Genomic DNA, 13,189 nt, shown 5'->3' with positions numbered 1-13,189 from the left:
TCAAGAATATGCCCTGATGATAGGGTGTTTCTATATAACCACATGAGTTTAAAACATTTTTATTACTTCATAGACTAAATCACTAGTCAGGATGTTTTGTTGATTGTTTGATGCATTGGTGATTTTATGACTAGCCGTATGTGAATTAAACTTAATAATTTCAACGGTTATTGGTGTTGTAAGGCATTTTTAATGTCTGTTTGGTGGCATTTTGAGCCACTGCTTAAGGAACCAATAACGGGTAGAAGTTCTCGAATCAGCTAAGAACATTATGGAGTAAGTGACTGAGTCCGTATAATCCAGCCCATGAGCAAATCAGACCCTAACAGTAAAAATTCCCAACCTCAAAAGCCCATAAAAAAATTCCGTCTTTTCCGTACACTGATCAAGCTTTGTTTGCTGGTTATGTTAGTGATAGGCGTTGTTGGTGGGGTATACCTTTATCGTCTTGATGCTGTTGTCACAGCAAAGTTTGAAGGCAAAAAGTGGGATATTCCAGCCAAAGTATATGCTCGCCCTTTAGAGCTTTATGAAGGATTACAACTGTCGCCAGATACATTTGCCCTTCAGCTTAAGCAGCTAGGTTATCAACGCAAAGACACTGTTGATAGCCCTGGTGAAGTGATGAGAAAGGGCACAACATATACGCTGTATACGCGTGGTTTTCAGTTTGAAGATGGTGCGGAGCCTGCTCAGCTGGTTACAGTGAACTTTAACCAGCATAGTGTAAAGGCGCTTAAAAATACTGAAGGAAAGCCAGTTGCTTTGCTAAGACTGGAGCCTTTACTCATTGGTGGAATTTATCCAGATAGTAATGAAGACCGGATTATTACCCGGCTGGAAGAGCTTCCGGATATGTTAATTCCTACACTGCTTGCTGTAGAAGATCGTAAATTTTATCAACATTATGGTGTTTCATTTAAAGCTATTGCTCGTGCTGCATGGATTAACTTCCGCTCAGGATCAACGGTACAAGGTGGAAGTACTTTAACGCAGCAGTTGGTTAAAAACTTCTATCTAAGTAGTGAGCGATCGTTAAAGCGTAAGCTATCAGAAGCCGCTATGGCTTTTTTGCTGGAAATGCATTACAGCAAGGACGATATCTTAGAAACCTACCTTAATGAAGTCTATCTAGGACAAGAGGGTAAACGTGCAATTCATGGTTTTGGGTTGGCCAGCCAATTTTATTTTGGTAAGCCAATTAGTGAGCTGGAATTACATCAAGTAGCGCTATTAGTCGGTATTGTAAAAGGTCCTTCAGAATACGACCCAAGACGTCATCCTGAAAAAGTACTCAAGCGTCGTAATCTTGTTTTAAAGGTTATGGCTAAACTAGGTCATATCACACAAGAGCAAGCCAAAAAAGCCATTGAAAAGCCCTTGGATATTGTAAAGTCCAATAAGTCTTACTTAGCTAATGCGTATGCTTACCTTGATCTTGTGAAAAGACAACTTCGTGAAGAATACAACGATGAAGACTTAACCTCAGAAGGACTGAGCATTTTTACTAATTTGGATCCTGTTATCCAAATGAAAGCACAAACAAGTGTTAGTCAAACTATTGGTAGACTAAAAAAAGCTTATCCTAAACATAAAGACTTACAAGGGGCTATGGTAGTTACTGCTCCTAATAGTGGAGATGTGCTTGCAATTGTTGGTGCAGTTAAACCTGGTTATGCAGGTTTTAATCGTGCACTGGATGCTGAACGTTCCATAGGCTCTTTAGTCAAACCTGCAGTCTATTTGACAGCGTTAAGTTTTCCTGAGCAGTTCAACTTAGCCACTTTAATTGATGATGACACTATAACAATTAGGTCTGATACAGGCGATGTGTGGGAGCCTAAAAACTATGACCGTAAAAGTCATGGCTGGGTGCCTTTACACCGAGCTTTAGCGAAAAGTTATAACTTAAGTACAGTGCGAGTTGGTATGGAAGTTGGCTTAACAGAAGTCATTCATACCTTGCAACAGCTTGGGGTAGGTGAAGAGCTTAAGCCTTTTCCGGCAATGTTATTAGGCGCCATTAATTTAACCCCCATACAAGTTGCTCAAGTTTATCAAACGGTTGCAGCAGGTGGTTTCCAAACCCCAATGCGAACAATTCGTGCAGTATTAACCGCGAATGGCATTACACTGCAACGTTATGAATTAGCGTTGGAACAGAAAGTCGATGAGCGTTTTGTCCACCTTGTTCAATATGCTATGCAAGAAGTAATGCGTGAGGGCACTGGGCGAGGAGCTTATAGTGTATTGCCAAGAAACTTAAGGCTAGCAGGTAAAACGGGTACAACTAATGACAGGCGTGATAGCTGGTTTGCTGGGTATGGTGAGAATTTATTAAGTGTTGTTTGGATAGGGAAAGATGATAATAAGTCAACACCATTAACAGGTAGTTCTGGAGCGCTAAAAGTGTGGGCTGATTTTATGAAGAAGGCAAATGTACGTTCTTTGCAGCCTATTACTCCTGAGGGTGTAAACTACTTATGGGTTGATGAGGCAACAGGGTTAAGAAGTGAAGAACGTTGCCCTGGTGCTCGGTACCTGCCTTTTGTGTCAGGGTTTGAGCCACTTCAGGAGGCGGGCTGCTATCGTGCTAATGATGGCTATGATAGACGCAACGGTTATCCTCAGCGCCGTCGTTCAAATAAAGTTATTGATTGGTTTAAGTCTATTTTTAGATAAGGGGAAGACAAATGCAGTCAATTCATGGACAGCATTCAAAGCTAATGATTGTGTTGGGCATATTGGTAGCTTTAGCTGGCTGTCGATCAAACCCTTACCTGGTGCCTGCTGATCGTGATCCTGGAACAGGTATGGTGCCAGGACAAGGTGGTTATCAGCAGGCTCCAGTTGAGTCACGTTATCCAACAGATCAGCATGGACGTTACCCACAACAGCAACCACAGCAACAGTATCCTCAACAGGGTTATCCTGATGATCGTTATAATCAGGCACCACCTTCTCAAGAGTATCCACAGTCTCGAGGGGATACCAATGGTGGTTATACTGTTGAGCAAAATGCCAACTCACAGCAGCCTTATGATCAGTATGATCGTCGTGCCAGTGTTTCTCAGGTAGAACGTGACCGCTATGCTTATGTGTCTCGTCCTGAGTCAACAACATCAAGTAATTCTGCAGTTCGCAAGTTAATTAATACGGCGAAGCGTCAACGTGCTGAAGGCAATTTAGGTGGCGCAGCCGCAACACTTGAGCGAGCACTTCGGGTATCTCCTCAAGATCCAAATGTTTACTATGAGCTAGCTTCTGTTAGACTCATGCAGCACAATTACCGTCAGGCAGAGCAATTAGCCCGTAGAGGCTTAACTTTGACCCGGGATGCAGGTATGAAAGCGCGTTTTCGAGATTTAATTCGAGAATCGCAGACTATTGCTACTCAGGGGTAAAGCAAGCACACATAATTTGCTCTGTCACATCGTTATACATAAGGTAGTGCCAGAGCAAATTATGAAAACCACAAACTTACGACACCTGCTCCAAGCTATTCAAGATGAAATGGAGGCACTCCAACTCTGGGAAGTGGAGCCTCCTTCTGCAGAAGCACTTGCTAGTGACCAGCCTTTTTGTATTGATACTTTGGAATTTACCCAGTGGCTACAGTGGGTTTTCATACCAAAAATAGAATCGCTTTTAGATCGCAATGCAGCTTTACCCAAGTCCAGTGATATCCATGTCTTAGCGGAAGAGTATTTTAAGTCGATGATGGTCGATTCAACTCAGCTGCTAGTCTTAATCAAAAAAGTCGATCAACTCATTATTCAGTGATAGCGCTATGATCATTAAGCAAAGGAGCTTGCTATTGCTGGGTTTTATCTGTTCTACATTGACTGGTTGTTTATTCCCAACATCAAGCAAGCCTATTTCTACAGTGGGGAAAAATCAGCAATGGCTTTCAAAGCTAACGATTCGAAATTATGTTGATCATTGTGTAGTCATGGCGCCAAGGCAGGTTGTACACCGTAGAGAAGGTAGTTTTCTCGAAGGGGTGTTGTATTCAATGGAGCCACTCAAGCAGTGTGGATGTGATTCTTTTTTATTGGATTATCGGTTACAAGAAGTTGTGAGTAGCCAAAATAAGGGGCTACAAAAAACTATGAATTGGGAAGTATCCCGGTTAGTTGCACCATTACCTGGGAAATCGAAGCACTTTAGTGTTGCGCTTAAAACTGACCCGGCTATTTATTATCGAGGTAAACTTGTTGTAACCCTGAAATGTCCTCCAGGGTACTGAGTTCTAGTGGTTTTGGTAGTCTTCTGCTTTAGCTTTTAAAGAGTGTCTTGCAAGATGAGTGTCAAAGGTTGTTACAAGCAAAACTCCTTAATCGCATTATCAGCCTGTTTAATTTGCTTCTGACGCTCTTCTTCACTCAACATTTTTACTGAGCCATCTTCCATTTTCATTTTGACTCGGCTTTTTAATGTTAGCTGGACTTTATTTTGTCTTGCTTCTTCACACTGTTTTTTACGCTCCTGTTTAGCCGCAGCTAAATCTTTTTGGAAGCGCTCTTCTTCTTCCTCTTCCTTTGTTTGATAGGCTTGTTCTGCCTTTGTTTCTTCTAGCTGTTTGGTAGCCTTTTCTTGGTTGGAAGGTTTTTGAGCATGGGTATTAACTGATTCCGCACTGGATCCTTCTGGAGGGCGTGTACCATAGTGGGTTACACCCTGGTCATCTACCCACTTATAAAAGGTATCTGCATGGGATGGCTGAATTTGCAAGCAAAAAACAAGGCAAGCAATGCTGGCTAACAAAAATGGTCTCATACGGGGGCCTATTGTTATCACTGAAGTACGCAGCTGTACAGACAGATTAAAGTATAGTGTATAGAAAATTATTGCTAAATAGTGAAGCAAGATCTAACTGAATTTGTGTTAAACCATTGCCACTCACCTAAAAGCCAAGATGTTTTATGGGCTTGGTTACTATCATAATGAAACACACATAGCTCTTTTCCTCTATTGACATATTATTGCTGGACAATAACATGTATGTGTTGATGGCTATGTTATCAATTTTCTGTCAGGCCCAGAGTCGTAACCCGATATCTGGCTGATTCCCTAGACCACGTTACCTCGGGTCGGGAAAACAGGTACGTACCCGTGTATTTGTTTTAACTGAATAGCTCTGCTAATTATATGTCACTTCATTTAAATGATAGTGTCTGGTAATCCATTGGATAATTAGCATTCATGAGTTATAGCGAGGTTGCGTGAGTTCCTGAGCAAGCGATACCCGTTTATCCTAACCAAGCCCAGCCTCGCTCAACTATATCTGGCAGTATAGAATGCAAGTGTAGTATTTGTTGGAAAATATCACGTTTGGAAAGGGGTATTTCGTGGAGCTATTATCTGGTGCAGAAATGGTTATCCGCGCATTAGCGGATGAGGGAGTGGAGTATATTTATGGCTATCCTGGAGGAGCCTTACTCCATGTGTATGATGCTTTATTCCAGCAAAATAAAGTCACTCATATTTTAGTTCGCCATGAGCAGGCTGCGACGCATATGGCTGATGGCTATGCGCGTGCTTCAGGAAAGGCTGGAGTGGTATTAGTGACATCCGGGCCTGGAGCGACAAATACCATTACCGGTATTGCCACGGCTTATATGGATTCTGTACCTATGGTTATAATTTCTGGGCAGGTACCTTCAGATTTTATTGGTACAGATATGTTTCAGGAAACGGACATGGTGGGTATTTCTCGTCCAATCGTTAAACATAGTTTTCTAGTGAAACAGGCCCAAGACATTCCAGCCACAATTAAAAAAGCATTTCATATTGCTCAATCTGGGCGGCCAGGGCCTGTTGTGGTGGATATCCCAAAAGATATTACCAATCCCAGTGATAAGTACGAGTATATTTATCCTAAAAAAGTCAAACTTCGTTCTTATACACCACCACTTAAAGGTCACTCAGGACAAATTCGCAAAGCACTAAATATGCTGCTTGAAGCTAAGCGGCCAATTATTTATAGCGGTGGTGGCGTAATCCTTGGCAAAGCAGCGAATGAACTTACTCAATTAGCTAAACAGCTTCGTTTACCTGTGACCAATACGTTAATGGGGCTGGGTGGTTTTCCGGGCACAGACAACCAATTTTTAGGCATGTTAGGAATGCATGGCAGCTATTCAGCAAACCTGGCTATGCACCATAGTGACCTGATTTTAGCTGTCGGTGTTCGCTTTGATGACAGGGTGACTAATGGTATTTCTAAATTTTGCCCAACAGCAAAAATAATTCATATCGATATTGATCCGGCAAGTATCTCTAAAAATGTTCGTGCAGATATACCCATTGTGGGACCTGTACAACCTGTCTTAAGCGAGATGCTCTCACTGTTGAAAGAGGGTAAAAGCGCTCTAAATGAAGAGGCAATTAATGCCTGGTGGAAGCAAATCGAAGAATGGCGTTCGTCTCGTGGCACATTTCCTTATGATAAAGGTGATGGTTCAGTCATTAAGTCACAAATGGTTATTGAAACTTTGTGTGAGGTGACTAAAGGCAAAGCTTATGTAACATCTGACGTTGGTCAGCATCAGATGTTTACCGCACAGTACTATAAATTTGATAAGCCCAATCATTGGATTAATTCTGGTGGGCTTGGCACGATGGGGTTCGGTTTACCTTCCGCAATGGGGGTGAAGTTAAGCTTCCCTGATGAGATGGTGGTCTGTGTAACAGGAGAGGGGAGTATTCAAATGAATATTCAGGAGCTGTCTACCTGTATGCAGTATGACTTGCCCATCAAGATTATTAACTTGAATAATCAGGCGCTGGGTATGGTGCGTCAATGGCAGGATATGCAGTACAACAGCCGTTACTCTCACTCTTATATGGATTCACTACCTGACTTTGTGAAGTTGGCAGAAGCTTATGGTCATGTAGGCATCCGGGTCGAAAAACCTGAAGAGCTTAAGCCTGCTATGGAAAAAGCGCTGTCGATAAAAGATCGCTTGGTCTTTTTAGATATTCGGGTTGACCCTAACGAGCATGTATACCCTATGCAAATTAAAGATGGCTCTATGAGAGATATGTGGTTAAGTAAGACGGAGCGAACCTAATGCGGCATATTATTTCAGTATTAATGGAAAACGAACCAGGTGCATTATCTCGGGTCGTAGGGTTATTTGCTCAGCGTAACTACAATATTGAAAGCCTTAATGTTGCTCCAACTGAAGACGCAACATTATCTCGGCTAACACTCACGACAATTGGCGCTGATCATAAAATTGAGCAAATCACCAAACAACTCAATAAATTAATTGATGTTGTGAAGGTAGTTGATCTGACTGAAGGTGCCCACATTGAGCGTGAACTGATGTTCGTTAAAGTGAAAGCTACAGGTGGACAACGAGCAGAGGTGAAACGTACGACAGATATTTTCCGTGGGCAAATTGTTGATGTCACAGCGAATACTTATGTTGTACAACTCGCGGGTGATAGCGCTAAGTTGGATGCCTTTATTCAGGCTATTGGCTCGTCCACTGTTCTTGAAGTAGTGCGTACGGGTGTTTCTGGTATAGCAAGAGGAGAAAAAGTGCTCAGTTTGTAGTGCTTTTGTGTTATTACCAGGCAAAATACAGAAATAAAAAAGGCAGTGTTAATCACTGCCTTTTTTATGGGTATTAATTTTTAAAAGTTCAGAATGATAAAAAAGAGCGCATAAATGCGCTCAGGGTCAGTCAGACTTTTAGGGATTTTTTTATAGGCGCTAAATTAACGCCTATTGGTAAGCTGATTACATCAGTGAAATGTTTATCAGATAATCTTCTTCATATCCTTCATGTAGCTGCGTAACTCACGGCCAGTTACTTCAACGGGATGGTTGCGAATGGCATCATTTACTTCAACAAGTTTTGCATTATCTACAGAGAAACTTGCTTGAGCTGTACCTTTGCCGATGATCGTTGCATCAACCTTTTTCATAAAGTCTTGCAGTAAAGGTACGCAAGCGTTCGCAAACAAGTAGCAACCATATTCAGCCGTATCAGAAATGACTACATTCATTTCGTACAGCTTGCGACGTGCAATTGTATTAGCAATAAGTGGTGTTTCATGCAGTGACTCATAATAAGCAGACTCGGCAATAATGCCTGACTGAGTCATAACTTCAAAAGCCAGTTCAACACCTGCTTTAACCATTGCTACCATCAGCAAGCCATGGTCAAAGTACTCTTGTTCAGGGATGTCTGCATCTGTTGAGGTGGACTTTTCAAATGCCGTTTCAGCCGTTTCAGCTCTCCAGCGAAGCAGGTCTGCGTCATCATTTGCCCAGTCGGCCATCATGGTAGAAGAGAAATGTCCACTAATGATGTCGTCAATATGTTTCTGGAACAGTGGACGCATGATGCTTTTAAGTTCTTCAGAAAGCTCGAAAGTACGAATTTTATCTGGGTTGCTTAAGCGATCCATCATGTTGGTGATACCACCAATTTTCAGCGCTTCAGTTGTGACTTCCCAACCGTACTGAATAAGCTTGGATGCATAACTTGGCTCAACACCTTCGACGATCATTTTTTCATAGCATAGTATTGAACCTGTTTGCAGCATGCCGCAAAGAATAGTTTGCTCACCCAGTAGATCTGATTTCACCTCTGCAATAAAAGAAGACTCCAGGACGCCAGCACGGTGACTTCCTAAGCCAGCTGCATAGGCTTTGGCTAACTCAAGACCTTCACCTTGTGGATCATTTTCCCGGTGGACAGCGATCAGTGTTGGAACACCAAAACCACGCTTGTATTCTTCGCGAACCTCTGTGCCAGGACACTTAGGTGCAACCATGATAACTGTTAGGTCTTGACGAATTTGCATGCCTTCTTCAACGATATTAAAACCGTGAGAGTATGAAAGGGTTGCACCTTTCTTCATTAGGGGCATCACTTGCTCAACAACACTAGAGTGCTGTTTGTCTGGCGTTAAGTTACATACAAGGTCTGCTTGAGGAATCAATGTCTCATAAGAGCCTACAGTAAAGCTATTATCTGTAGCATTCTTCCAGGATTGGCGTTTTTCTGTGATCGCTGATTCTCTAAGCGCAAAAGAAACATCTAAGCCGCTATCACGTAAGTTCAGTCCTTGGTTAAGGCCTTGGGAGCCACAGCCAACAATAACAATTTTTTTACCTTGGAGTTTTTGGGTTTCATCCGCAAACTCGCTGCGATCCATAAAACGGCATTTACCTAACTCTTCTAATTGAATGCGCAGAGGCAGGCTATTGAAGTAATTCATGAGTGGGCTCCTGGCAATAAAAAGTAGTGGCGATAATTTTTGTAAAAAGCAGTCTTGTCGAGGCAAGTGACTGGCCTTGCCTCGACAAGGACATAAAGCACCACAGTTAAATTGCACTAATTATAGTTTTGCTGTGCAGTAACCTGTGGTAGACACTCCTTAGTTATTAATTCGGTTTTGTTGCGTCAAAACTGAACGACTAAGTTATTTTAGGATTGATATGGCTACAGCCTTGGGCTAAAAGCTGTATGTAGCCTAGCGTAAAACAAATATTGCGTAAAATGATATATTTGAAATACTACATGTCATATTTTGCAATATTGTGAGATACCTGTGTTATGGATCATCATGCCTTGAGGTTATTTTTACACTTAGCTGATACGCTTCACTTTGCGCGAACGAGTCAAGCTTGCCATGTCAGTCCCTCGACATTAAGTCGTGCCATTAGGCGATTGGAAGATGAAGTTGGGGAAGTGTTATTTGAGCGTGATAATCGATCGGTTGTGCTTACCGTTGCAGGTAGGGAGTTTCAAACTTATGCACAACGAGTCCTTCAGCTATGGCAGGAAATGCAAAGTCGAGTCCATGAGCAAACCATGCTTCTACAGGGTGAGGTTAATTTATTTTGCTCGGTAACGGCCAGTTATAGTTTCCTTTCAGAGTTGTTGATGCGCTTTCGTCAACGCTATCCAAGTATTGAGATTAAGTTAAGAACGGGGGATGCGGCGTTAGCGCTACAAAAAGTACAGGACGGTGAAGAAGACTTAGCTATTGCTGCTAAACCAGATCATCTTTCTAGCAATTTATACTTTAAAACCATTGCTCATACACCCTTACAGTTTATTGCCCCCCAGCAACCAGGGCTGGTTAGAGATTTAACAATACAACAGTCCGAGATAGACTGGCGAAAAGTACCAATGATTTTTGCTGAGCAAGGGCTGTCTCGAAAAAGGCTACAATACTGGTTTCGCATAAAAGGAATAAAACCCAATATTTATGCGCAAGTGGGTGGGCATGAAGCCATTGTAAGTATGGTGAACTTAGGGTTAGGAGTGGGGGTGGTGCCTGAATTGGTTGTGGTGAATAGCCCAGCTTCAGCTAAGATTCGTACTTTGACTGTTGATCCGCCTTTGGAGCCGTTTGCTATTGGTGTCTGCGTGCAGACTAAACGGCTGCAGGACCCCTTGGTTAAAGCATTTTGGGATGTGGCATGTTTATCTACAGAATAAGCTAATCGGTTAAAACGGCACTTGTTGTGATGAGTACCGATACATTTGAGTGGGGTTTGCTATAATCCCTGATTCATTTTCTGGCAGAAGATATTGACCTATGAACGAGGAAAAGCACTCTGTTACTAGTAATGATGAGCATGAAGAACAGATTGGAGAAACCATTTTACCCATTGATGAGCATGTAGAAGAGGTAGCGGAAAACGGTCGTAAGGTTAGACGTCGTGGGGTCTACTTATTACCCAATTTATTTACAACGGCAGCCTTGTTTTGTGGTTTCTATAGTGCTGTTGCTGCCACGCAATTTAAGTTTGAGCATGCAGCAATAGCTATTTTTGTGGCGATGATTCTTGATGGTTTGGACGGACGTGTTGCACGGCTGACGAACACACAAAGTGCATTTGGCGCTGAATACGATAGTTTATCTGACATGATTGCCTTTGGCTTTGCGCCAGCAATTTTGTGTTATAGCTGGACCTTGCATAGTCTTGGAAAGGCCGGATGGATGGTCGCATTTATTTATGTAGCGTGTACTGCACTTAGGTTGGCAAGATTTAATACGCAAATAAGTTCGGCTGACAAGCGTTACTTTACAGGTCTGCCATGTCCTTCGGCTGCGGCTGTAGTAACAGGAATGACCTGGGTATGTACTGATTTTGGCTTTTATCCAGCAGAACCAGGAATCAGTATATTGGCAGCACTGATAACCGCAGGTGTGGGTATCTTGATGGTTAGCAATGTGCGCTATCACAGCTTTAAAGATCTGGACATCAAAGGGCGTGTGCCTTTTGTGATGATTTTTGCTTTAGTGCTGATATTTGCTGTTGTATCAATTGATCCACCGAGAACACTGCTTTCAGTATTTATGCTTTACGCAACTTCAGGTCCTGCACTAGCACTTTGGCGGCTATGGAAAAGGTCGAAAACGACTTCATGAAATATAATTAGCCTTAACCCGTTCTTAAAAAGGAGCAGCATTGCTCCTTTTTTTAGGTTAAAGCTTATGATTATCAAGAAGCCATCCCCTGTACGTAGTTATGAAATAACCTCTGAGCGAGCTTATGTAAACCGCCGACAGTTCATGCAGCGTAGTGGTCAGTTCATTTTAGGTGCTTCTGCCGTGTTGGCTGGATGTGGCGAAGCTGATGAGCCTTCACAAGCAGTTGAAGCAACGCCGGTAGCTCTATTGGACAAAATTCACTTGGCAGGAAAGCAATATCCTGCTCCAGATTGGTTACAACAGCACGTATCAAAAGCCAAACCCTCTCACTTTCGAGCTAGCGATCCATTAACGCCTTATCAGGATGTTACTTCCTACAACAACTTTTATGAGTTTGGTACTGGTAAAAAAGATCCTGCTCGACTCGCAAAGGACTTTATTACTGATCCCTGGTCTGTGACAGTGGAAGGTGAGGCCGAAAAAACGGGCAGGTATTTATTAGAAGATATTTTAAAAGTTCATGCCATTGAAGAGCGTATTTATCGATTTCGTTGTGTAGAAGCCTGGTCAATGGTAGTGCCTTGGCTTGGTTTTTCGTTGGCTGATTTATTGCGTAGATTTCAGCCTACCTCAAAAGCAAAATATGTACTGTTTGAAACATTGTATGATCCAGAGCAGATGCTTGGTCAAAGAAGCCAATTTAGTTTAATTGACTGGCCATATGTTGAGGGGCTGCGTATTGATGAGGCTATGCATCCTCTGGCTATGATGGTGGTTGGGCTTTATGGTAAAACGCTGCCACCGCAAAATGGTGCTCCACTTCGTTTAATGTTGCCTTGGAAGTATGGCTTTAAAAGTATTAAGTCTATCGTCAAAATTACCTTCACCGATATGCAGCCGAAGACAACATGGCAGAGTCTGGCTCCCAATGAATATGGTTTTTATGCCAATGTTAATCCAGCTGTAGATCACCCACGTTGGAGCCAAAAGCGAGAACGACGCTTACCGTCGTCCCTTTTTGCACCAAATTATATCGATACTATGCCTTTTAATGGATATGCCGATGAGGTGGCGTCTCTCTATAAAGGAATGGATTTAAGGAAATACTTTTAAATTGAGTGGGTTTTAAAATCTGGGAGAGTCATGTGGGTTTAACCATTAAGCTTGATAAAATAGCCGTATTTAGTTTGGCACTTTTCCCCGCGGGGTATTTAATCTGGCTGATCATTGGACAACAGTTAGGACCCGATCCAGCTAAAGAGGTTGTGCTTTTTTTAGCAACATGGGCATTAAACTTTCTGTGGGTTACTCTGGCACTGTCGCCCATCAAGCTAATACTCAAAAAGTCCTTTGTTATTCGTTATCGCCGTATGCTGGGGTTATTTAGTCTTTTTTATGCGGTTTTGCATGTATTGGCTTATTTAGCTTTTATGCTGGCGTGGCAATGGAATGATTTACTACAAGATCTGGTTAAGCGTCCTTATATTGTTGTTGGCTTTATAGCGCTGCTTGGGTTAATTACTTTGGGTGTGACTTCCCCAAAAGCAATGGTTCGACGATTAGGTAAATCTTGGAAAAAACTACACAACATTATCTATGTTATAGCAGTATTGGTTATGGTCCATTTTTTTTGGCTTTCCAGAACTGATGTTGGGGAGCCTGTCATGTATTCAGTGATTTTGGCGGGATTACTATTTATTCGTTGGTTCTACTGGGGTAACAATTGGTTATACCGGCTCTTTTTTTCATCCCCCTCAAAAGCTAAATAAAAAGTCTC

At 42.2% G+C, this 13,189-nt stretch carries 12 protein-coding genes; 10 read left to right on the top strand and 2 right to left on the bottom strand.

Annotation, left to right across the window (positions count from 1 at the left end):
• Window positions 1-306 precede the first annotated feature (306 nt).
• The 4 genes from mrcB to KCG35_RS00045 all read left to right on the top strand — a co-directional run bounded on the left by mrcB (window position 307) and on the right by KCG35_RS00045 (window position 4,249).
• Entirely contained in the window at window positions 307-2,682 is a 2,376-nt protein-coding gene (gene mrcB / locus KCG35_RS00060) for a penicillin-binding protein 1B (RefSeq protein WP_215817614.1), read from the top strand.
• Between the two features lie 11 nt (window positions 2,683-2,693).
• Window positions 2,694-3,404, top strand: coding sequence for a tetratricopeptide repeat protein (locus KCG35_RS00055; RefSeq protein WP_215817613.1), 711 nt, complete (start codon window positions 2,694-2,696; stop codon window positions 3,402-3,404).
• 61 nt (window positions 3,405-3,465) lie between these two features.
• Complete coding sequence (locus KCG35_RS00050; RefSeq protein ID WP_215817612.1) at window positions 3,466-3,783, top strand: YqcC family protein; 318 nt, start codon at window positions 3,466-3,468, stop codon at window positions 3,781-3,783.
• 7 nt (window positions 3,784-3,790) lie between these two features.
• Complete coding sequence (locus KCG35_RS00045; protein WP_215817611.1) at window positions 3,791-4,249, top strand: DUF2195 family protein; 459 nt, start codon at window positions 3,791-3,793, stop codon at window positions 4,247-4,249.
• A gap of 71 nt (window positions 4,250-4,320) precedes the next feature.
• Here the strand turns inward: KCG35_RS00045 and KCG35_RS00040 are convergent, their stop codons facing one another.
• On the bottom strand, window positions 4,321-4,779 hold the full coding sequence (locus KCG35_RS00040; protein ID WP_215817610.1) for a DUF4124 domain-containing protein: 459 nt from the start codon (window positions 4,777-4,779) through the stop codon (window positions 4,321-4,323).
• Window positions 4,780-5,351: 572 nt separating this feature from the next.
• On the opposite strand from KCG35_RS00040, the gene KCG35_RS00035 reads away from it, so the two are divergent.
• Together KCG35_RS00035 and ilvN are read left to right on the top strand one after the other, a co-directional pair.
• Window positions 5,352-7,076, top strand: a complete 1,725-nt coding sequence (locus KCG35_RS00035) for an acetolactate synthase 3 large subunit (RefSeq protein WP_215817609.1) — start codon at window positions 5,352-5,354, stop codon at window positions 7,074-7,076.
• On the top strand, window positions 7,076-7,567 hold the full coding sequence (gene ilvN, locus KCG35_RS00030; RefSeq protein ID WP_215817608.1) for an acetolactate synthase small subunit: 492 nt from the start codon (window positions 7,076-7,078) through the stop codon (window positions 7,565-7,567). The genes KCG35_RS00035 and ilvN overlap by 1 nt, the downstream gene beginning before the upstream one ends.
• Window positions 7,568-7,773: 206 nt before the next feature.
• Here the strand turns inward: ilvN and ilvC are convergent, their stop codons facing one another.
• The gene (ilvC, locus tag KCG35_RS00025; RefSeq protein WP_215817607.1) at window positions 7,774-9,243 is read right to left on the bottom strand and encodes a ketol-acid reductoisomerase; all 1,470 of its coding nucleotides are present in this window, start codon (window positions 9,241-9,243) and stop codon (window positions 7,774-7,776) included.
• A gap of 338 nt (window positions 9,244-9,581) precedes the next feature.
• Between ilvC and ilvY the strand changes: the two genes are divergently transcribed.
• From ilvY to msrQ, 4 genes are all read left to right on the top strand, one after another.
• Window positions 9,582-10,472 (top strand): HTH-type transcriptional activator IlvY, encoded by an 891-nt coding sequence (gene ilvY, locus KCG35_RS00020; RefSeq protein ID WP_215817606.1) that lies wholly within the window; start codon window positions 9,582-9,584, stop codon window positions 10,470-10,472.
• A gap of 100 nt (window positions 10,473-10,572) precedes the next feature.
• Complete coding sequence (gene pssA / locus KCG35_RS00015; RefSeq protein ID WP_215817605.1) at window positions 10,573-11,409, top strand: CDP-diacylglycerol--serine O-phosphatidyltransferase; 837 nt, start codon at window positions 10,573-10,575, stop codon at window positions 11,407-11,409.
• A gap of 66 nt (window positions 11,410-11,475) precedes the next feature.
• Window positions 11,476-12,525: a protein-methionine-sulfoxide reductase catalytic subunit MsrP gene (gene msrP, locus KCG35_RS00010; RefSeq protein ID WP_215817604.1), complete on the top strand. Its 1,050-nt coding sequence runs from the start codon at window positions 11,476-11,478 to the stop codon at window positions 12,523-12,525.
• A 32-nt stretch (window positions 12,526-12,557) separates the two neighbouring features.
• Window positions 12,558-13,181 carry a protein-methionine-sulfoxide reductase heme-binding subunit MsrQ gene (msrQ, locus tag KCG35_RS00005; RefSeq protein WP_215817603.1) on the top strand — a complete coding sequence of 208 codons (624 nt, stop codon included), beginning with the start codon at window positions 12,558-12,560 and terminating at the stop codon, window positions 13,179-13,181.
• Window positions 13,182-13,189 lie beyond the last annotated feature (8 nt).

The sequence above is a fragment of the Zooshikella harenae genome (assembly GCF_018837975.1).
Taxonomy (GTDB): Bacteria; Pseudomonadota; Gammaproteobacteria; order Pseudomonadales; family Zooshikellaceae; genus Zooshikella; species Zooshikella harenae.
Note: the sequence above shows the minus strand (reverse complement) of the source record. Positions and strands in the feature narration are given on the sequence as shown.

Coding starts and splice junctions, on each gene's coding strand:
- mrcB (WP_215817614.1), top strand. CDS start 307: ATGAGCAAATCAGACCCTAACAGTAAAAATTCCCAACCTCAAAAGCCC.
- KCG35_RS00040 (WP_215817610.1), bottom strand. CDS start 4,779: ATGAGACCATTTTTGTTAGCCAGCATTGCTTGCCTTGTTTTTTGCTTG.
- KCG35_RS00055 (WP_215817613.1), top strand. CDS start 2,694: ATGCAGTCAATTCATGGACAGCATTCAAAGCTAATGATTGTGTTGGGC.
- ilvY (WP_215817606.1), top strand. CDS start 9,582: ATGGATCATCATGCCTTGAGGTTATTTTTACACTTAGCTGATACGCTT.
- KCG35_RS00045 (WP_215817611.1), top strand. CDS start 3,791: ATGATCATTAAGCAAAGGAGCTTGCTATTGCTGGGTTTTATCTGTTCT.
- ilvN (WP_215817608.1), top strand. CDS start 7,076: ATGCGGCATATTATTTCAGTATTAATGGAAAACGAACCAGGTGCATTA.
- KCG35_RS00050 (WP_215817612.1), top strand. CDS start 3,466: ATGAAAACCACAAACTTACGACACCTGCTCCAAGCTATTCAAGATGAA.
- ilvC (WP_215817607.1), bottom strand. CDS start 9,243: ATGAATTACTTCAATAGCCTGCCTCTGCGCATTCAATTAGAAGAGTTA.
- pssA (WP_215817605.1), top strand. CDS start 10,573: ATGAACGAGGAAAAGCACTCTGTTACTAGTAATGATGAGCATGAAGAA.
- msrP (WP_215817604.1), top strand. CDS start 11,476: ATGATTATCAAGAAGCCATCCCCTGTACGTAGTTATGAAATAACCTCT.